The sequence below is a fragment of the Parapedobacter lycopersici genome (genome assembly GCF_040395035.1).
Taxonomy (GTDB): Bacteria; Bacteroidota; Bacteroidia; order Sphingobacteriales; family Sphingobacteriaceae; genus Parapedobacter; species Parapedobacter lycopersici_A.
Genome location: NZ_JBEBRB010000051.1, coordinates 1 through 18,965, shown reverse-complemented (window position 1 = coordinate 18,965; position 18,965 = coordinate 1). Strand labels below are relative to the sequence as shown.

17 protein-coding genes, 2 tRNA genes, 1 pseudogene and 1 riboswitch are annotated in these 18,965 nt (G+C 49.4%); of the genes and pseudogenes, 6 read left to right on the top strand and 14 right to left on the bottom strand.

Translation table 11 applies throughout. From position 1 onward, the window contains the following. Positions 1-186: 186 nt before the first annotated feature. The 3 genes from ABWO75_RS10310 to msrB form a co-directional block, all read right to left on the bottom strand. Entirely contained in the window at positions 187-2,583 is a 2,397-nt protein-coding gene (locus tag ABWO75_RS10310; RefSeq protein ID WP_353185219.1) for a glycoside hydrolase family 95 protein, read from the bottom strand. Positions 2,584-2,710: 127 nt separating this feature from the next. Then, positions 2,711-3,373, bottom strand: coding sequence for a Pr6Pr family membrane protein (locus ABWO75_RS10305; RefSeq protein ID WP_353185217.1), 663 nt, complete (start codon positions 3,371-3,373; stop codon positions 2,711-2,713). A gap of 185 nt (positions 3,374-3,558) precedes the next feature. Continuing rightward, entirely contained in the window at positions 3,559-4,734 is a 1,176-nt protein-coding gene (gene msrB / locus ABWO75_RS13630) for a peptide-methionine (R)-S-oxide reductase MsrB (protein WP_502922399.1), read from the bottom strand. 319 nt (positions 4,735-5,053) lie between these two features. Here msrB and ABWO75_RS10290 point away from each other — a divergent pair, with 319 nt between their 5' ends. Together ABWO75_RS10290 and ABWO75_RS10285 are read left to right on the top strand one after the other, a co-directional pair. Continuing rightward, a complete protein-coding gene (locus ABWO75_RS10290) occupies positions 5,054-5,755 on the top strand; it encodes a hypothetical protein (RefSeq protein WP_353185215.1) in 702 nt (233 codons plus the stop codon). Positions 5,756-6,291: 536 nt separating this feature from the next. After that, positions 6,292-6,870, top strand: a complete 579-nt coding sequence (locus tag ABWO75_RS10285; protein ID WP_353185213.1) for a YdeI/OmpD-associated family protein — start codon at positions 6,292-6,294, stop codon at positions 6,868-6,870. A 112-nt stretch (positions 6,871-6,982) separates the two neighbouring features. Here ABWO75_RS10285 and ABWO75_RS10280 read toward each other — a convergent pair whose 3' ends face one another. The 3 genes from ABWO75_RS10280 to ABWO75_RS10270 form a co-directional block, all read right to left on the bottom strand. Then, positions 6,983-7,492, bottom strand: a complete 510-nt coding sequence (locus tag ABWO75_RS10280) for a transposase (RefSeq protein WP_353185211.1) — start codon at positions 7,490-7,492, stop codon at positions 6,983-6,985. 1 nt (position 7,493) lies between these two features. Next, positions 7,494-7,970: a MarR family winged helix-turn-helix transcriptional regulator gene (locus ABWO75_RS10275; protein WP_353185209.1), complete on the bottom strand. Its 477-nt coding sequence runs from the start codon at positions 7,968-7,970 to the stop codon at positions 7,494-7,496. 229 nt (positions 7,971-8,199) lie between these two features. Beyond that, positions 8,200-8,622 (bottom strand): VOC family protein, encoded by a 423-nt coding sequence (locus tag ABWO75_RS10270; RefSeq protein WP_353185207.1) that lies wholly within the window; start codon positions 8,620-8,622, stop codon positions 8,200-8,202. A gap of 245 nt (positions 8,623-8,867) precedes the next feature. Here ABWO75_RS10270 and ABWO75_RS10265 point away from each other — a divergent pair. Next, positions 8,868-8,949 (top strand) — tRNA-Leu (locus ABWO75_RS10265). A gap of 156 nt (positions 8,950-9,105) precedes the next feature. Here ABWO75_RS10265 and ABWO75_RS10260 read toward each other — a convergent pair. Further along, positions 9,106-9,486, bottom strand: coding sequence for a hypothetical protein (locus ABWO75_RS10260; protein ID WP_353185205.1), 381 nt, complete (start codon positions 9,484-9,486; stop codon positions 9,106-9,108). Positions 9,487-9,897: 411 nt separating this feature from the next. On the opposite strand from ABWO75_RS10260, the gene ABWO75_RS10255 reads away from it, so the two are divergent. Continuing rightward, positions 9,898-10,371 carry an Lrp/AsnC ligand binding domain-containing protein gene (locus tag ABWO75_RS10255; protein WP_353185203.1) on the top strand — a complete coding sequence of 158 codons (474 nt, stop codon included), beginning with the start codon at positions 9,898-9,900 and terminating at the stop codon, positions 10,369-10,371. A 10-nt stretch (positions 10,372-10,381) separates the two neighbouring features. Here the strand turns inward: ABWO75_RS10255 and ABWO75_RS10250 are convergent, their stop codons facing one another. Further along, positions 10,382-11,710, bottom strand: coding sequence for an FAD-dependent oxidoreductase (locus ABWO75_RS10250; protein WP_353185201.1), 1,329 nt, complete (start codon positions 11,708-11,710; stop codon positions 10,382-10,384). Between the two features lie 104 nt (positions 11,711-11,814). On the opposite strand from ABWO75_RS10250, the gene ABWO75_RS10245 reads away from it, so the two are divergent. After that, complete coding sequence (locus tag ABWO75_RS10245) at positions 11,815-13,485, top strand: glutamine--tRNA ligase/YqeY domain fusion protein (protein WP_353185199.1); 1,671 nt, start codon at positions 11,815-11,817, stop codon at positions 13,483-13,485. 9 nt (positions 13,486-13,494) lie between these two features. Here ABWO75_RS10245 and metF read toward each other — a convergent pair whose 3' ends face one another. From metF to era, 4 genes are all read right to left on the bottom strand, one after another. Further along, entirely contained in the window at positions 13,495-14,451 is a 957-nt protein-coding gene (gene metF, locus ABWO75_RS10240; RefSeq protein WP_353185197.1) for a methylenetetrahydrofolate reductase [NAD(P)H], read from the bottom strand. Positions 14,452-14,529: 78 nt separating this feature from the next. Then, a riboswitch (SAM riboswitch) is annotated at positions 14,530-14,637 on the bottom strand. A 64-nt stretch (positions 14,638-14,701) separates the two neighbouring features. Next, positions 14,702-15,223, bottom strand: coding sequence for a ribosome maturation factor RimM (gene rimM, locus ABWO75_RS10235; RefSeq protein WP_353185195.1), 522 nt, complete (start codon positions 15,221-15,223; stop codon positions 14,702-14,704). A gap of 94 nt (positions 15,224-15,317) precedes the next feature. Next, positions 15,318-15,899, bottom strand: a complete 582-nt coding sequence (locus ABWO75_RS10230; RefSeq protein WP_353185193.1) for a 30S ribosomal protein S16 — start codon at positions 15,897-15,899, stop codon at positions 15,318-15,320. Between the two features lie 81 nt (positions 15,900-15,980). Continuing rightward, positions 15,981-16,859 carry a GTPase Era gene (gene era, locus ABWO75_RS10225; protein WP_353185191.1) on the bottom strand — a complete coding sequence of 293 codons (879 nt, stop codon included), beginning with the start codon at positions 16,857-16,859 and terminating at the stop codon, positions 15,981-15,983. Between the two features lie 109 nt (positions 16,860-16,968). On the opposite strand from era, the gene ABWO75_RS10220 reads away from it, so the two are divergent. Then, positions 16,969-17,041 (top strand) — tRNA-Met (locus ABWO75_RS10220). Between the two features lie 363 nt (positions 17,042-17,404). Here ABWO75_RS10220 and ABWO75_RS10215 read toward each other — a convergent pair. Both ABWO75_RS10215 and ABWO75_RS10210 read right to left on the bottom strand, forming a co-directional pair. Continuing rightward, a complete protein-coding gene (locus tag ABWO75_RS10215) occupies positions 17,405-18,184 on the bottom strand; it encodes an acyl-CoA desaturase (RefSeq protein WP_353185189.1) in 780 nt (259 codons plus the stop codon). Positions 18,185-18,371: 187 nt separating this feature from the next. After that, a pseudogene (locus ABWO75_RS10210) lies at positions 18,372-18,965 on the bottom strand (glycosyl transferase); the annotation flags it as partial.

The following is an 18,965-nucleotide window of genomic DNA, read 5'->3' as shown; positions in this document are numbered from 1 at the left end:
GCCATTTTGCTGGGCAAATGCGCTGGCCGACATGAACGTTAACAACAGGAAAGAGAAAAAGTATTGCTTCATGCGTTTATTTTTTTGCAATACTATTACATGGACATTGCCTTACCGTTAAGTCAGTATGAACAAATGTATCGGTAAACCAACAAGACGGGGTACACGGGGCTATCGGTGGCAACGTTAAGCCGCATACAGGTTCTCACCCAGCACAATGGGCCGGTCTGCCTGCAATACCACCTGTCTTTCCTCGCCGTTCATGATCATAGTCAGTGTTTGGGCGATGGGACTTTCCAGCCGTACGGCTACTGCCCGACCATTTTCCCAGTGGATATCAACGGTAATATTACCGCGGGCCTTCAGGCCCTTTACCGTGCCGGTTTTCCATGCTGCGGGCAATGCCGGCAAGATACGGACGACCCGGTTTTCATGCGACTGAATCAGCATCTCTGCCACCCCGGCGGTGTATCCGAAGTTGCCGTCAATCTGAAAGGGCGGATGCAGGTCAAACAAATTGGGACCAATGGATTTCTGAAGCAGCAGCTGAATGTTCTCATGTGCCAGTTCGCCGTCGAGCAGGCGGGCCTGGAGGTTTATTAACCATGCCCGGCTCCAGCCGGTGTGGCCGCCGCCATGTTCCATCCGGTAATCCATTGATTTCCGTACGGCATCAATCAGCTCCGGCGTTTCATACTGCGTAATTGCGTTACCCGGATGGAATGCATACAAATGCGACATGTGCCGGTGTCCCGGCTCCGGTTCCCGGTAGGCCTTATCCCACTCCAGTATCCGCCCGTCTGCACCGAGCTGGATACCCGACCGCAATCGCGGAAGCTGTGCAGCGATGGTGGCCGTCCACGTATTCGCTACCGACAGCAGTTCAGCAGCCCGGAGGTAGTTCGTAAACAGTTCATGGATCACCTGCTGGTCCTTGGCGCTGCCCAGGCACAGGGCAACCGTATCGCCCTTTTCGTTAATGAACCGGTTTTCGGGGGATGATGAAGGTGCCGAAACCAGCTTGCCGGTATGGGGATTTTCAATAATCCAACTGCTGTAAAACTTAGCCACCTCCTGCATGGCAGGGAATGCACGGTCTCTCAGGAAAGTCTCATCCTGCGTAAACAGGTAATGATTCCAATAATGCTGCATCATCCAGCCACCCGCGCCAAACGATGCGCCCCAGTAGGCCGTGCGCGAACGTAAAAATGACGTTGCCCAAATATCCGTTGCATGGGGCAGGAAACTCCCTTCGCCGCCATAATTCTGTTTTGCGGCCACTTTCCCGTTTTCAACCAGCCGGTCGATGTAATCAAACATCGATTCGTTCAGTTCATCCAGCTGGGTGACATTCGCCAGCCAGTAATTCATCTGCAGGTTGATATTCAGGTGGTAATCGGCATTCCAGGGGGCCTCAATCTGGTTATTCCACAGTCCCTGCAGGTTGGCCGGAAGACTCCCCTTCCGCGATGAGCTGATCAGCAGGTACCGGCCGTAATCAAACAGCAACGTTTCCAGGCCGACATCCACGCCACCGTTTTTTACCTGTTCCAGCCGCTCGTCTGTCGGCAGGCTGACCGGCTCATGGTCGATATCCAACTGCACCCTTGAATAAAGCGCCCGGTAATCCCGTATATGTGCATCACGCAGCGCTTCGGCATCTTTTCGGACAACCGCTTCCAGTTGTGTCCTACTTCTTTGTGCATAATCGCGATGATAAAATGAGGTGTTCACCACCAGGAATACGGTAAATGCCTTTACCCTTGTCAGTTCGATGGTATGCGGTGTATATTCAACCGTACCGCCGGTATGCCTGATTTTCACCAGTGCATCAAACTTCACCCCCGAGCTAATCGGGTCTTTCCCGCCTTTAAACACCGCGTTATACTGCGTAACCTCGCCCTGCATAACCAGGCAGTCCCGTTCGGTAAACCAGCGGGCCGTTTCACGACCTGCATCCATCGGCCGGCCGATCGAAATCGACGCCGTTAATCCCGCTTCACTTTCCGTCGTATAAGTAATGATTAACGCATCGTCCGGATGCGACGCAAATACCTGTTGCTTCACCCTACTGCCGTTCTCATCTTCAAAGGAAGCGGTAGCCAGGGCATTCCGCAGATCCAGCGTACGGCGGTAGCCGGTATATGTCACGTCCCCGAAATCAATCCATAGGTCGCCCAGTGTCTGGTGCGACCGGACGATGTCTTTAGTCAGGAATTTTTCCTCAAACAGCGCGTCCGCCTTCCGGTTCTCACCGGCAATCAGCAGTTCGCGGATAACCTGCAGGTCGGTCGCGTTACCATCGGCCAGGCCCCAGCCGTTCTCGTCCGGCCACAGGCTATCTTCATTCAATTGAATATGTTCTTTTTGCGGATTTCCGAACACCATGGCCCCCAGCCTGCCGTTACCCACCGGTAGGGCTTCAAGCCATGTTTCTGCCGGCTGATTAAACATCAGTATATGTGCTCCATCCTCCGGTGGGATGCCGGACGGGAAGTCCTGGAACGCATTGGCGCCACCACTTAACATTACGCTGAAAACCGCTACCAGGAGCAGTCCGCGATTGATCGTGTCCGTTTTCATGTTACGATTTATTGATCCGGTCCGAATACGTCTGAAGGTCTATTTCCGGCTGCCCGTTGGGCAAACCAACACAATTATAGGAAATTCTGCCTGGAATAACGATCGGTCCGGCCCGCTTTATTCCCTTTCAGGCCGATAAAGACTGGCTGGGATCGGATCCGTGGTTCCGGCTTCTGATATTCGAAAAAAGGATAATCAGCAGGGACAGCATGACAAATACGCCGGCAATGAGCCCGCTATTTACGATGACCCGCGGCCATCCCAGTTCCGTTACATCGATAAAAGGGTAAGGATACAATCCCGAGTATGCGCCCCGGATAAGGGTAAATAGGAAATAACCCAGCGGATAAAGCAACCAAAGAAACACATAGTGCCAGCGGAGACGGACTTTTGGGGCGATAGCAAGCCAGAATACGACGTAGTACAGCGGGATGAACGTATGCAGTAATTCATCAACCAGTACCTGGACGCCGGTAGGTGTCCATAGCGCGCGCAATAAGAGATTATAAATGCTGCCTACAACAATAATATACACCGTGGTGGCTGCAAGGACACCCGCATTACTCAAAAAATGGCGTTGAATCGATGTATGCCTAACCGCCACTGCCGTAAAACAGCAGGCCACCAGGATATTGGTAAGAATGGTATAATAGCTGAAAAACTGGACAACAACTTCAGGGACGGGACGTATACGGTGTTGAAGGCTAAGGCTAAACTGCAAAATTACCGCAGTCCACGTGAGCAGGGCACCGATGATGGCAGTAACGCGAGCGGTTCTGTGTTGATCCATTTATCAAATATACAATAAAATCCGGTCCGGTAATGGTTCCCCACATGCCTCCAATAGCTATCCTTCAGCTATTCGTGGTGATATAAAACAGGTAAACCAAGGCCTGATAAACACAACAGCCGCCCGTTGTTGCCTAGTTGTGCAATAACGGGCGGCTGCTGTGTATACCGGCAATGACACCGGTTTTATTTATGGCTGGCCAGGGCGGAATCGCTGGGTTTTACCAATGCCAGGTACCGGCCGTATCCCTCCTGTTCCATCTCTTCTTTGGGAATAAAACGCAATGAAGCGCTGTTGATGCAGTATCGGAGACCGCCCCGGTCTTTGGGGCCGTCGTTAAACACGTGCCCGAGGTGGGCGTCGCCGGCCTTGCTGCGGACTTCCGTACGCCGCATACCGAAGGAATTATCACTTTTTTCGTCGATCAATGCTTCATCGATGGGTTTGGAGAAACTGGGCCAGCCGCATCCCGACTCAAATTTATCGGTAGATACAAACAGCGGTTCGCCCGTCGTTACATCCACATAAATCCCCTCGCGGAATTCATTCCAATATTCGTTCTCGAATGGCTTTTCCGTTGCATTTTGCTGCGTTACCGCATATTGTTCGCGGGAAAGCACTTTACGCAGCGTAGCATCATCCGGTTTTTCATAGGCTGTTGTTTCCGCCTGCTTTTTCGCTTCGTTCGCCTTTCGGGCGAATTCAAACAGCGCTGGACTGATGTGGCAATATCCATTCGGGTTCTTCACCAGGTAATCCTGGTGATACTCTTCTGCGGTGTAAAAATTCTTCAGTGGCAGTACCTCCACTACAACGGGTTTGTCGTAATAGCCCGACACCGTTTTGACGGCGGCCTGTATCCAGGGCAACTGGTCTTCGTGGGTATAATAAATGCCCGTACGGTACTGTGTACCGATATCATTTCCCTGCCGGTTCAGGCTCGTCGGATCAATTGCCTTAAAGTACAGGTCGAGCAGCAGGTTCAGGTCCACCTGCCGGGGATCATACGTAACCTTAACGGTTTCGGCAAAGCCGGTGTTATGGCGCACAACCTCTTCGTAGGTTGGATTTTTTGTATTCCCGTTGGCATAGCCTACTTCCGTACCCGAAACACCACGGACCTGCTGGAAGAAATATTCCGTGCCCCAGAAACAGCCGCCCGCAAAATAGATGACATCTGAGGACCGCGTGATCGGCGGCAGGTTAGCCGTGTTGCTATCGGCGGTTAAGTCTATGCTGTTCATTGGTTGATTCGCTTCCGTTTCCATAACCTCTTTTTTGTTTAATGTATGATAAAGCACACTGCCCATTACGGCCATGCCCAATACCAATAAGATCGATGTGCTGACTGTTTTTTTCATGGTGCTGCTGTTTAATTAACTCGTTTTACTCCATGCAAAGCCAACTACCGGCCGGTGCCCGGAAGCGGTGGCTTCATATACAAATTTAGGGTATTATCCGCGTAATTCCACAAACAAACACCAAACAAGGTATAAGGTGACAAAAAAATGGCCTTCGGGCCTGCCCGACATAGCCGGACGCGACATACCGAGAAGAAAAAATAAATCCAGTGAAAAAAAGTTGGTGGAATAAAAAGTTAAATGCATCTTTGTGGCATTAATCAAATGCAACTAAGATGCAATATAACATCCATAAATTATAAATTAAACGTAAATGACAATGAAAAAACGAAACAGACTTACGGTACTTTCTTTATTTGCAATCACATTTTTCGCGCTGTTATCCTGTAACAAAGATGACGACGGCAACCCCACTCCCGAAGGTATCCAACGGGCGGAACTAACATTTACCGAAGTGAATGGTGAAGCGGTTGAAGCGCATGGCGACCATTTCCATGGCTTGGATGGAGGTACCGAAGGTGAATCCATCAGCATTACATTCGACGAACAGGGGAATGCCACTTCCAATGGCCACCTGCACCTCGAAGCCGATGCCGTTTACAAGATCGGGCTAAAAGCCTGGGATTACGCCGGCCGGGAAGTCCAGCCGGATTTCATCACCGATAAGGCAACAGCCGACCAATATAAGGCATTTCTCATTGGCGGGGACTTCACATTGAATCCCGATTCGGATGATGAAAGCGGCGCTATTTTCCAACCCCGTGAACAGACCTACGGAAATGGCGTGGCTGTGGAGGGGAAATATGAAACAACGGGTATCCTGAGTTACTTCATCATTGGCCACGACAACGAAGGCGGCACCAAAGCGGTGACGTATGTGCTGCGCAAGCTGGATGCCGGGGTAAAGGGAACAATTGAACGGACCGACTGGAATCGCGGCGATTACGCCGAAGCATTCGCCGGCAATAATGTATTGGAACTGAAATTCGAGATTCATGCCGAGCACGGGCATGAACATTAACGTAGTGTTAGTTGTGTTTGTTTGGATTCCGGGCAGCGGGCATGTATGGCCTGCTGCCCTTCCTGTTTGAACAACCGGTGCCCGATTCCGCCAGCCACCGGTTATGATTTTCTGAACGTACGCGGGTTGCAGGCGCACCCTCCGGGGTATAAACCGGTTTTATTCCGTTCGCCTTCATCCCCGGTACTGATCCCGTTGAACAACCCAAGGTATGCTTACGGCTACTGCCGGATGCAGCGGATGTCCATCCTGGCTTCGGGCAGTCTTCGGGGCGTGTTCGAGCGTTCTTCGAGTGTTGTTCGAGTCCGCTTCGGGACTTGTTCGACCCTTGTTCGAGCCGGGTTCGACTCCGCTTCGACCGCGCTTCGGGGCTACTCGGTGTGCAACGCATTGCGTTCCGAAGACCTTCGAACCAATCCCGAAGAATGACCGAGGCGGTCCCGAAGCAGGGCCGCACAAGTCCCGAAGCCAGTCCAAAGCGGCACCGTATAAAAACAATATACTATATTAGCTGAAATAAATCGATAACAGAACAAATGAACCCAAAGGTTGACTGGTTTTTCGACGAAGACACGGTATGGCAGGAAGCCTTCCGGAAGCTGCGAACGATCGTCCTGGATTGCGGCCTGTCCGAAGAATTGAAATGGGGGCAGCCCTGTTACACCCGCCAAAACCGCAACATTGTGCTTATCCATGGATTTAAGGCATATTGTGCGTTACTCTTTTTCAAGGGCGCCCTGTTAACCGATGAGCAGGGTATACTCATCCGGCAATCGGCTAATGTCCAGGCAGCCCGCCAGATCCGGTTCACCAGTGTAGCCGAGATCATTGCGCAGGAACACACGCTGAAGGCTTACATTCATGAAGCGATTGAAGTGGAAAAAGCCGGATTGAAAGTGAAGCTGAAGAAAACATCGGATTTCATCATCCCGGAAGAATTTCAGGAAAAACTCGATGAAACACCCGCTTTGAAAAAAGCATTTGAGCACCTGACCCCGGGTAGGCAACGCGCTTATATTTTTCACTTTTCGCAAGCCAAACAGGCTAAAACCCGGATGTCAAGGGTGGAAAAGTGCCTGCCGAAAATCTTAGCCGGAAAAGGGCTGGATGACTGACACCTGCTGTTTCTGCCTTATTGCATCATACAATAAGCTCCGGGATACCGCCTCCCGGTTCTTCAGCCGGCGAAACGGGGTTTATCGGCCGTATCACACCTGTTTAACACAGCTAACCGGTCCGCATATTCAACAACTTAATGCACAACGGGACCAACCCCAGGGAAACTGCCACAAAAATAGCTACGCGGATATAGTTCAGGTTGCGCCACAATGTAGCCCGGCTGAGCAGGTCCATCCCATCCGGAACGGTCCCCAGGTTGGCTATCTTTTGAAAGGCCATGATATTGGGCGCGAAGTATGCCAACGTCCATACACGCACAGCCATGTGAATGGCAAACAGCAGCAGTAACGGATACCGGATGTCCAGCTTCCAGCAGAAAATGATCGCTATAATAAACGTGATTTCATGCAATGAGTGGACGACGATCCAGAAGGTTTTGAGATCGAGGCCATATGTACCACGGAAGTAATGCAATGATTCGGGCGGTGCAGCCGACCATTTAGGAACAAGTGTTGCCGTTTCGAACAATTGGGCTCCATTCATAAAAAAATAAGCCAGTGTGGTGATGCAAAGCCAGATTTCGGCCCGCGTGAGGTAGTTCGCAGAAATGTCATTCATACTATTGGTTATTTAATTTACGGGTAATCTGATTCATGATCCCTACGGAGGCAGTTAGGTACCGTTCAATTGCCCGGATTTCTTCGGCATTGAAGGTAGCGATCAGCCGGGCCACTTGTTCCCGCAGATCCAGGTGGGAGTTTTCAAACAGCCTGTCCGCGTTCTCCCGCCGGGGCACGATCCATACCTTTCGCCGGTCCCGTTGATCCAACTCACGCCTCACCAGCTCCTTCTTTTCCAACCGATCGATCAGGCCGGTGACGGCACCGGTGGTCAGCCCTGTCTGTCTGGCCAGTTCACCCGCAGTAATCCGCTCGCTTTCCAGCACGATACGCAGGTATTTATGATCCGTTCCTGTTAAGCCCGCATTGCGGGCGATGGCCTGGTGCATGAAAATTGTTGCGTCAGACACCTGCCGGCCCAGCCGGGTGAGCGAAGCTACAGGTGAAGGAGCCGGTCCTTTGGATTTATCAGCCATAATATCTTTACAATTAATTATCTTAGTTACAAAGATAATAAAATTATTAAAATGACAAACCATAACCGTTTATTTTAACAATCGGCCTTCTCCATATTCATCAAGCGCATTGGGAGTGTACCCGGAGGAAACAGGCATTTCCACCGGAATAGGTAAATAAGGTGTCTCCGCCCCCGGGGAGGAGGTAACAAACCAGCCGTTACGGGCTTGCAACGGCTGGATTGGGGTTTTACGGTGTGTTAGTATTAAAATTGATCATCCAGCAGACACCGAACCGGTCTTGGAAAGACCCGAAATAATCGCCCCAGAACATGTCAGCCATCGGCATTTCGACCTTGCCCCCGGCGGACAGGCCGTTGAACAACCGGTCGGCTTCCTCGCGGCTATCAGGCATAATGGAAATGTAATTGTTATTGCCCACCTGAAGCACCTGTCCCATGGACGGCACACAGTCCGATGCCATCAGGAACTGCCCGCTGCCGATGGGAATGGCCACGTGCATTGCACGGTTCTTCTCGGCTTCGGAAAGGTTTTCGGAACCGGGAGCCTCTCCCATCTTCTGCACAAATAATTCACCGCCGAATACGGACTGGTAAAAGCGGAAAGCTTCCTCCGCATTACCGTCAAAATTTAAATAAGGATTGAGTGTCATGAGTTATGGTATTTAATTGCTATCAAACATATACATAGGATACATCCGTATTTACCTTAACAAAGGTAACGGAGCCCGCCATCAACCACAACGGGAAAACAGGTCAACATACAGGGGGAACCGGGCCAAGTTTCCGTCCGGCAGTCCGGAACCGACGGCGCGAAATTTATTAAAATATTTTGCGGATAACGGATTAATAAATACATTTGCAGCCCCAAGCGGGAATCGTACGTTATAAATAACAAGCCCAGGTGGCGGAATTGGTAGACGCGCTGGTCTCAAACACCAGTGGGGCGACCCATGCCGGTTCGATCCCGGCCCTGGGTACGAGGGAAAGCCGTTATTGCAGCGATGTAGTAACGGCTTTTTTTGTAAGTACCTAAATTCAGTACAATTCCGTACGGAAAACCGAATGGCATGTCCTTAAAATGAAAAAGGGAAGTCATCGCATAACTTCCCTTTTTATCACCGCAATCCCTGGGACTACCGTTCGCAATCGGCCGTCCATGTACCCTCGTCATTTGTAACCAGCATATTCAGGTTACTTGCGCTGATCGTAATCCCGGTCAGGCCATCGCCTACGCTGATGTAGGTGCCGTCATCGCTTTCCTGGAATTTGACGCCAGTAATGTTCGGTATACCGGTACCAAAGGCAAATGTGTACGTGTCTCCCACTTTTGCTACCGTAACCCGGCCATCAGCATCACTGATATTCTCTTCGCCGTCGGTGTACGAAATTGCCCCGCGGTAAGTACCCACAAATAAGTCGGTCTCCGAAGGATCGGTATCCTTACTGCAGGAAACCATAAACATTAATGAAACGATCATCAATGCACCTAATACATTAATTCTACTTTTTCTCATGATCGATAATTTTGTTTTCAGGGTAATAAAGGCAAAGCCTGTGCCAAAGCGAACTTATGCATGTTGCTGACTTCCGCAGAAATTATTAAATTTTCATTTGTAAATGAAAATAAGTATCTATTTTTGAAAAATTTTTAACAAAGCGCAGACTAATCGCCAAAATTTCAAAATAGGAAATGAGTTAAAACGGAAGAAGCTCCTTTGGGAGAGGAGCTTCTACACTAAACCAATTATAAACCTATATTAAATTGAGGGAGGGCAAATAAAAATCAATTTCACATACTTTTTCGCGATTCATTAATACAAATTTAATAAAATAAATCATTCAGTGTAATTTTTTATAACAAAAAAGTGAATTTTTTCATTTTTTATATTTAATTTCAGCATAAATTGAAAAAAATTTGATTTTCCATGGAAAAAAAATACGAAAATTTAGATCTTGATAACTTAGATATTCAAATATTATCCATTTTAATGAATGATGCATCCATTCCATATACTGAAATAGCCAAAAAACTGATTGTATCAGGCGGAACTATTCATGTTCGAATGAAAAAAATGGAAGAAATGGGAATAATTAGAGGGTCAAATCTAATAATTAACCCTCAAAAAGTCGGATTCGACATTACTGCCTTTCTGGGAATCTATTTAGAGAAAGGATCGCAGTACAATAACGCTGTTGAACAGCTCAAACAAGTAAAGGAAGTGGTGGAATTGCACTATTGCACCGGTGCATACAGTATGTTTGCGAAAATTATCTGCCACGACACGACTCATCTGCGCAAGGTTTTGAACGAAGACATCCAGGCCGTAAAGGGAATCCAGCGCACCGAAACCATTATTTCACTGGAAGAGAGCATCAAAAGGCAGATTACGCTTACTTAGGATCCAATACTTACCGTTGAATCACACCGTTTAGTCCCACGCTGACGTCAAAGGGTTTGCAGTAAGCGTCCAGCAATACGGCAAACAACCTGCGTGTGACAGGCAACGTACCGTCGTATTCGCCTTCAAAATGAAAGGTGCGTGACCACCCCCGCGTTACCTGTCTTTCCAGCTCATCTCCGCGCTGGCCAATGTATTTAACCAGGGAAAAAAGATCAGCCAACTGCATGGTGTCTACATCAGTATGGTCTATAAACCAGATCTGGCTCCTCGAAAAAAGCTGGTTTAATACCGGCTTTATTTCTGCTGCCGTTACCGGGGCATCCGGATTAAACACAAACTGACCGGGGGTTCCGCCCGCGTCACCCTTCAGCAGGCCGGTTGCACCGATCCGCTGGATCGCCGCAAAGTTCTTATCTGCTATCGGCACGTCCGTGAATGGCATTAAACGACCACCGTACTGCAGGAGCTCTCCCTGTATCACACGCACGTCCAGCTTATCGGATGTCGTCTTGAAAAAGGCCGTATATGCCGCGGCGGCACCCACTGCCTGTCCAACATGCATCAGCAGCGGAATATCCTCGTGGGTACCGGCAAGCAGGGACTGCAACGCAGGGACTGCCCGCGTCAGGAACAGGTTGCTGTCGTCCGACGGTACCAATGCGGCCAGGGGTAATGTGAATGGATAAGTGCCGGCGTGGCCTACCGCTACCCCGGTACGCGAACGTTCATCGTACGGCCCGGGTTGAAAGTAGCCACTGTCCACCATGGAACGGGTCCGGATGCTATCTGTATTCCCGAATGCCAGCCGGTAAAGACGGGCATCACCCGACGCGTCAACCAGGGAAGGGATCCGGTAACGTTCACCGTTGGCAAGGGCAACCTGCCAGTATTTCCCCTTTTTTTTGGCCGCAGCCGGATCCGTATCGCGGATAACGGTCAGGTTGCTGGTCGCATCAAGGACGCTGTCGATGACGTTCCGGGCAATCTGGGGATTGATTCGTTTTTTGGCAATCGCCGACAAGGAATCGCTTCGTTGTTCGTGCTTCAGGGTTGCCGCGAGGAAATCGGCCCACAAACCCGCATCCAAGTCGATGCCGGAAGTCAGCGTTACCGGCTGCCCCGTTAATCCGGGCGCAACCTGGTTGCCTTCCAATACCCATATGGTATTCAGGTTAGACTTGGCCGACTGCAGGGCGGCAGCATAAGCATCCACCCCGCTGCCATACACGAGTACCTGCGGACGCTTGCTGCGCTGGGACCATCCGAGAAATGGCAGCAGCAAACACACCAGAAACAATAAATATCGTTTGTATACTAACAGTTGTTGTCTATTCATGGTATTGTTTAGTAAAGGACGTAAATTTAGACATAATTGTGTCAGTATGGTTTATTTTGTCAGGTTTTACAAATTGACACCGGTTAAATAATTACCTTTGCGGTATGGCAAACGAAGAAAAACCAGTCAATTTTATCGCCGAGATTATCGAAGCGGATATCCGGTCGGGCAAACATGGCGGACGCGTACTGACGCGTTTCCCGCCGGAACCTAACGGCTACCTGCACATTGGGCATGCGAAATCCATTGTGCTCAACTTCGGACTGGCCCAGCGTTATCATGGTAAAACGAACCTGCGGTTTGACGATACGAACCCGACCACCGAGGAAACGGCCTATGTGGAAAGCATTAAGAACGACATCAAATGGCTGGGATTCGAGTGGGCGGAGGAGCTGTATACTTCGGATTATTTTGAAACGCTGTATGAATTTGCGACAAAGCTGATCCGAAATGGATTGGCCTATGTAGATGACAGCACGGCAGCGGAAATTGCTGCGTCAAAGGGCACCCCTACAGAACCGGGAAAACCAACGCCTTTCCGGGATCGGTCCGTGGAGGAAAACCTCAGCCTGTTTGCCGAGATGCGGGAAGGCAAATACCCCGATGGGGCTAAAGTGCTGCGGGCAAAGATTGACCTGGCAAACCCGAACATGCATCTGCGCGACCCGTTGCTGTATCGCATCAAACATGCACACCACCACCGTACCGGCGACAGCTGGTGCATTTACCCGATGTATGATTTTGCCCACGGCCAAAGCGATGCCATTGAGGAAATCACTCATTCCGTATGTACCCTGGAGTTTGTTCCACACCGGCCGCTGTACGACTGGCTGATTGAGCAACTGGAAATTTACCCATCCAAACAATATGAGTTTGCCCGTCTTAACCTTAATTATACGGTTATGAGCAAGCGGAAGCTATTGCAATTGGTCAACAATAACTATGTAACGGGCTGGGACGACCCGCGGATGCCCACCATCAGCGGATTGCGCCGACGGGGCTATACCGCGGCAAGTATCCGCAATTTCTGTGAGCGCATCGGGGTGGCCAAGCGGGAAAATGTGATTGACGTGGGGCTGCTCGAATTCTGCATCCGGGAAGACCTCAACAAGACCGCATGGCGTCGTATGGCGGTACTCGACCCGGTAAAATTGGTGATCACCAACTACCCCGAGGGAAAAACGGAACACTTGTCCGGTGAAAACAATCCGGAAGTGGAAGGCGGTGAGGGCGAGCGCCCGATTCCCTTCAGCCGGGAACTCTGGATTGAACGGGAAGACTTCATGGAAGAGGCGCCGAAAAAATTCTTCCGGCTGGCGCCTGGCTTGATGGTAAGACTCAAACACGCGTATGTCGTTCAGTGCACTGATTTCGTAAAAGATACGGATGGCCGTGTGACAGAAATCCGGTGTATGTATATTCCGGAATCGAAAAGCGGTGAAGATACCAGCGGACTTAAGGTGAAGGGCACGATCCACTGGGTCAGCATCCCCCATGCCAAAACCGTGACTGTACGACTCTACGACCGGTTGTTCAACGCAGAAAATCCGGCTGCGGATGAAGATTTTACGGAATCCATAAATCCCGACAGCTTACAGGTCATTGAGAACGCATACGTCGAGCCGGACCTGCTTCATGCCGAACCGGGAAAAGGTTATCAGTTTATCCGAAAGGGATATTTCACCCTGGACATCGGCTCAACACCGGACAATCCGGTATTTAACCGGACGGTTACGCTGCGCGATACCTGGGCGAAGGAAGCGCAGAAGCAATAGTCCTTAGGACTAAAATACAGCCTGGATGATCCGCTTTGTGGGTTTGGGGTTGCCCATAGTATAAAAATGCAGTACGGGGGCGCCCATCTCTTTCAGTTCCTTGCATTGCTGGATCATCCATTCCACTCCCACTTCACGCACCTGTTGCTCGGATGTACACGCCTGCACGGCCTGGCTAAGCTCGAAAGGAATGTCCAAGTGAAAGACCTTGGGCAGGCTCACCAGCTGCTTACTGTTGGTAAGCGGTTTGAGCCCGGGGATAATGGGAATGTGGATACCGTTAGCCCGGCAACGGTCGACAAATGCTTTATATTTACTGTTATCAAAAAACATCTGGGTAACGATGAAATCGGCACCCAGGTCCACCTTCTGCTTCAGGTACTTAAAATCGGTATCCAGGTTGGGTGCCTCAAAATGTTTTTCCGGATACGCGGCTACACCAACGCAGAAGTCCGTCTTCTCCGAGTTCTCCATATCTTCATGCAGGTACCTGCCACTGTTCATATTAACCACATGCTGCAGCAGTTCAGAGGCATAGGCATGGCCGCCGGGTGTGGGGATGAACGCATTGTCGCTTTTGCGGGCATCACCGCGCAGTACCAGCACGTTATCGATTCCTAAAAATTGCAGGTCGATCAGTGCATTTTCCGTTTCTTCTTTGGTAAATCCGCCGCAGATGAGGTGTGGCACCGCATCCACTTTGTATTTGTTGATGATGGCAGCGCAGGTAGCCACAGTACTGGGCCGCTTACGATAAGCTACTTTTTCCAGCAACCCAGTCGGGTGCTGTTTGTAAATATAATCTTCGCGCAGATAAGTAACATCAATGAAGGGGGGATTGAACTCCATCAGCGGATCAATGGCATCAAAAATAGCCTGGATGCTCTGCCCTTTTACGGGGGGCAGTATCTCAAATGAATAAAGGGTCTGCCCTTTTGCGTTCTTAATGTGTTCGGTAATCTTCATATCAGTGCCTAAGCCTATTGCAATCCTGTAATTTCATACGCGTGCTTAGCTTGAGAACGGACAGGGGAATACCGCTGTGGCTTATCTTTCCCGGAAACGTAGCTCGCCGGGTAGAATGTAGCACCTTGTTAGCACAGGTTGCTAAGGCTTCGCTGGGTCTAATCCCTCGGCCTTTCTCAATAAGCAGTCGGCAAATATCGATAATAGTTTGTTGAATTACAAACTTGAATTGGCGGTCTTTCGGCCCGGTTTAGGTATATACATCGATAAGCCCATCGGGCAGGGCCACTTCCAGCAGCTGTTTTTCCCGGTCAATGGCGCGGATAATTTCATCATTAAGCGGAAACATCAGCTCGTTGAACCGGTAAGGCACAACGGCAATGTATTGCTGGGGATATTCATGGATTTCGATGATTTCACCAAGCTCGCCATGCAGCTGATCGCGCACGACGAACCCCTTAAGATCCGTGATCCGGAAATCATCGGGGTGCCGTTCCGGACGCTTGCTTTCGGGGAGATACACTTGCTTATGTACCAACGGTTGGGCCCGGTCAATATGGTCAACATCTTCCAGAAAAAGGTAAGCAGTACGGTTGGACTGAAGTTTGTACTGGGTAACGAAAAAAGGCACCAGCTTTCTGTCTATTGCCAGAAAAAGCACATCCAGTTCCAGCTCCCGGTAGTCATCAAATTCGAAAAACAACTGCAGCTCGCCTTTGAGGCCACGGGTTTTGCTGAGGTAACCGATATAAAAATTCCCTTCAAATGCCATGGTGGGGTTGTGTTTACTGGATCCCAAACAAAAAAGCCGTTCCAGGTAGATTGCGCTCTCCGGATCGGCTTTTCGCTACGGGATGTAAAAAAAATTATTCTTCCGTTTTTTCTTCTCCTTCTGCAGCATCAGCTGACGCTTCTTCCACGGCATCCGTTGCTTCAGCAACAGGCGCTTCGGTTTCAGCCGCCTCTTCCTCGGCCACTTCTTCTGCTGGAGGGGTATTTTTTGCCTCAACAGCAGCAGCGATCTCTGCCTTTTTCTTTGCTTCTGCTACTAACGCTGCTTTTTTCGATTCCTCTTTCGTTTGTGCCAATCCGTCTTTTTTACCCTGGATTTGGGCTTCTTTGCCTTTCAGCCACTCTTCAAACTTAACCTCGGCTGCGGCTTCATCGAATGCTCCCTTTTTCACACCGCCTTGCAGGTGTTTTTTATACAACACCCCTTTATAGGAAAGGATTGCCCGCGTGGTGTCTGTCGGCTGGGCGCCTTTATTTAACCAATCAAGCGCCTTATCGAAATTCAAGTCGATGGTGGCGGGGTTGGTGTTGGGATTGTAGGAACCGATGCGCTCAATAAACTTACCATCACGTGGTGCACGCGAATCTGCTACTACTACGTAGTAAAAAGGTTTGCCTTTCTTACCGTGTCTTTGCAATCTGATTTTAGTTGCCATTCTTTTGTTTTAAATAAATTATGTATCCAACATAGCCCCGGTAGCTTACGCTGCGGGGCTGCAAAGATAGTTATTTATTTTTTAATGTTCATAACCAAACCGTTTCAGGTAGTTATCTTTTTTCCGCCAGTCGGGAATGACTTTCACGAAAAGTTCCAGGAAAACCTTTTGTTGCAAAAACTCCTCAATATCCTGCCGGGCGTAGGTTCCCACTTTTTTGATCATGCTCCCCCCCTTTCCGATCAGGATGTTTTTCTGGGAATCCCGCTCCACAATGATTTCTGCGCTGATACGGGTGATTGTTTGTTCCTCCTTAAAGGAGGTGATCACGACTTCGGTGCTGTATGGTATTTCCTTTTCATAAAGCTTGAACACTTTCTCCCGGATAATCTCCGAAACGAAGAACCGCTCGGATTTATCCGTCAACGCATCCTTTTCATAATACGGCGGATGTTCGGGGAGGTGGTCCAAAATAAACTGCATGACAGCCTGTATGTTGTGCCCATGCAATGCCGATACAGCAAAAATAGCCTGGGGATGTAACGTATCCTCCCAGTATTGCATTTTGTTTTTCACCTCCGCTTCGTCCGACTGATCGATCTTATTGATAAGCACCGCCACGGGCGACGCCGTTTTCTGCAATTTTGCAATGACGTCTGATTCGTCGTATTTCTCGTGAATATCCGTGACCAGCAAAATAATATCCGCGTCAATAAGCGAGCCCTGCACGAAATTCATCATGGAGGCCTGGAGCGTATAGTTTGGCTTGATGACGCCCGGCGTATCCGAGAATACGATCTGGTAGTCCGGTTCGTTTACGATTCCGATGATCCGGTGCCTGGTAGTTTGGGCCTTGGGTGTCACAATTGACATCTTCTCTCCCACCAATGCGTTCATCAGGGTAGACTTTCCGGCGTTTGGTTTACCAATAATACTCACGAATCCAGCGTTATGCGACATTTTTGTGTTTTTGATTTGTTTTGCAAAGAAACAAATTATATCTTTGCAGTCCAATTCGGAAGAGAATTAACAGTATTCCGCCAGCGATTGACGGATTTTTAAAATACATTGCGGGGTGGAGCAGTTGGTAGCTCGTCGGGCTCATAACCCGAAGGTCATTGGTTCGAGTCCAATCCCCGCTACATAGGGAAACACCATACCATGGTAGTTTCCCTTTTTTATGCCAATAAAATCCTGTTGCCCAAACTATTACAAGTCGGCCAAAGCCAGTTCGACAATCACTACAACGCTTCTTATACTTTTATCCCTATCAGTCTAAAAAATAATATTATCAATGACCTGATGATGTTTTTAGGGAGCTCGACATCTCCTTTGGGATATAGGTTTCTTGTACAGCCTCTCTCTTTCCGTAATTCTTTGCTACTAGATAGAGAAAATCCAAGATGACGCCGGCTTATCTTTTCTATCGGCTGAGCCACTCGGTTGCGGTTTCAAGGGGGATCCCGCATTTCATTCGAGGACTGGATGACGGTACCCTTTCTTTATTATTCAACGTGATTTGATGGTTTTTCCTGACGAACTTCGAGGGCCGACATGCTTGCTTTCGGGAAGTTGATAATCCGCAGCCACTTCAGTAACAGAACAATAGGGTATACCGGATCGATTTCGTGCCAGCGCCTACCGAAGTTAACCGAAGAAGGGTGTTTATGATGGTTGTTGTGATAAGACTCGCCGAGCATCAGTACGTCAACCACCAGCAGGTTGCGTGAAGTGTTTTTAAGCCTGAAATTGATGTAACCGTATTTATGCGCAAACCAATTGATCACAGCCCCGTGGAAGGCACCCATGGTAATGACGATGGGAAGCAGCAGGAACCACCACAAGCTGCTGGCAAACACCAGAAAAAAGGCTATATAGGCAACTACCCACAGCACCCTCGAAAGCGGGGCATTGCCCCACCGATCAAGCCGCTCCCAGTTTGGTAGGTTTTTTGTAAATCGCTCCTCCACCTGCATACGCCTCCTGTCAATGTCGAGGTAGATGTTCCGTGTACGCCACATCATGGCAAAGATATTTGATGAGAAGTTAGGCGAATGGGGATCCCGCTCGGTATCGGTATACGCGTGATGCATGCGGTGCATGATGGCGTAGGCCCGTGGGCTCATGTAGGAAGAGCCCTGTGTGATATATGAAAACACGAAGAAAAAACGTTCCCAGAACCGGCTCATCGTAAATGAGCCATGCGCTGCATACCGATGCTGGAAAAAGGTCTGCGAAAACAACGAGAGATACCATATCCCTATGAAAAAAAACAAAATGACCATGATAATGGGCTTTAAAATGTAAACGATGGATGCAGAGATCGAATATTAAAGCCCACTTTGGCTGCGGTAAGAGGAAAGTGGTAACCCGGAGACGTGTATCTGTATCTTATTAATTATCATAAAGGTAGGTTATTTAGTTGGAAAAACACCAAACTAATGCCTGTATTTATTTTCTGATCGCGCCCAGTCATGATACGATGCTGCCGTAGGGCTTTTCAAAGGTATGTTGCAGCGCCAGGTACGAAATAAGGTATGCGAGCGTGCTTTCCGCTCCCTGGTTGCGGTTAACGCCGTCGTGTTGCAGCCCATCACAGCAACCATGGGTATCGAAATCATAGACGCTCACGCGGAGGTCATTCTCACCCAAGAACCACATGAACGAGGTATACAGTCGGCTGAGGTAACGGGGATCTCCCGCATAGCTGTAGGCCTGGAAGTAAAGCAGCACCATAGCCATGGCATCAACAGGCTGTTGGGCAAATGGTGAGAGAACGCCGGTTTGCCTGTACCAATTTTCATTGCCGATGAGACTCAGGTGTCCTTTGGACAGCGTATGCGATTCCAGGAATTCCAGACTTTCAAATGCCACATCCCTGAACGATGCATTATTTGTCACCTCTGCGGCACACAGCATAGCCATGGGCAGCAGCCCATTGTCGTAGGCCAAAAGTGATTCATACCAATGCCAGGTGTCTGTCCGGTGTAGTTGATAGGCATCATAAAGAAGTTGGGCCAGCTTCCGCGTTAGTTCGGACATCTCTTCGTTTGACGGATTGTCTTT

Excerpts from the sequence above, each read along its gene's own strand:
- ABWO75_RS10305 (WP_353185217.1), bottom strand. The coding sequence starts at position 3,373 with ATGGATCAACACAGAACCGCTCGCGTTACTGCCATCATCGGTGCCCTG.
- ABWO75_RS10255 (WP_353185203.1), top strand. The coding sequence starts at position 9,898 with ATGGAAAAAAAATACGAAAATTTAGATCTTGATAACTTAGATATTCAA.
- ABWO75_RS10250 (WP_353185201.1), bottom strand. The coding sequence starts at position 11,710 with ATGAATAGACAACAACTGTTAGTATACAAACGATATTTATTGTTTCTG.
- rimM (WP_353185195.1), bottom strand. The coding sequence starts at position 15,223 with ATGGCATTTGAAGGGAATTTTTATATCGGTTACCTCAGCAAAACCCGT.
- ABWO75_RS10310 (WP_353185219.1), bottom strand. The coding sequence starts at position 2,583 with ATGAAAACGGACACGATCAATCGCGGACTGCTCCTGGTAGCGGTTTTC.
- ABWO75_RS10215 (WP_353185189.1), bottom strand. The coding sequence starts at position 18,184 with ATGGTCATTTTGTTTTTTTTCATAGGGATATGGTATCTCTCGTTGTTT.
- ABWO75_RS10245 (WP_353185199.1), top strand. The coding sequence starts at position 11,815 with ATGGCAAACGAAGAAAAACCAGTCAATTTTATCGCCGAGATTATCGAA.
- era (WP_353185191.1), bottom strand. The coding sequence starts at position 16,859 with ATGTCGCATAACGCTGGATTCGTGAGTATTATTGGTAAACCAAACGCC.
- ABWO75_RS10260 (WP_353185205.1), bottom strand. The coding sequence starts at position 9,486 with ATGAGAAAAAGTAGAATTAATGTATTAGGTGCATTGATGATCGTTTCA.
- ABWO75_RS10280 (WP_353185211.1), bottom strand. The coding sequence starts at position 7,492 with ATGAATGACATTTCTGCGAACTACCTCACGCGGGCCGAAATCTGGCTT.
- ABWO75_RS10275 (WP_353185209.1), bottom strand. The coding sequence starts at position 7,970 with ATGGCTGATAAATCCAAAGGACCGGCTCCTTCACCTGTAGCTTCGCTC.
- metF (WP_353185197.1), bottom strand. The coding sequence starts at position 14,451 with ATGAAGATTACCGAACACATTAAGAACGCAAAAGGGCAGACCCTTTAT.
- ABWO75_RS10290 (WP_353185215.1), top strand. The coding sequence starts at position 5,054 with ATGAAAAAACGAAACAGACTTACGGTACTTTCTTTATTTGCAATCACA.
- ABWO75_RS10270 (WP_353185207.1), bottom strand. The coding sequence starts at position 8,622 with ATGACACTCAATCCTTATTTAAATTTTGACGGTAATGCGGAGGAAGCT.
- ABWO75_RS10285 (WP_353185213.1), top strand. The coding sequence starts at position 6,292 with ATGAACCCAAAGGTTGACTGGTTTTTCGACGAAGACACGGTATGGCAG.
- msrB (WP_502922399.1), bottom strand. The coding sequence starts at position 4,734 with ATGAAAAAAACAGTCAGCACATCGATCTTATTGGTATTGGGCATGGCC.
- ABWO75_RS10230 (WP_353185193.1), bottom strand. The coding sequence starts at position 15,899 with ATGGCAACTAAAATCAGATTGCAAAGACACGGTAAGAAAGGCAAACCT.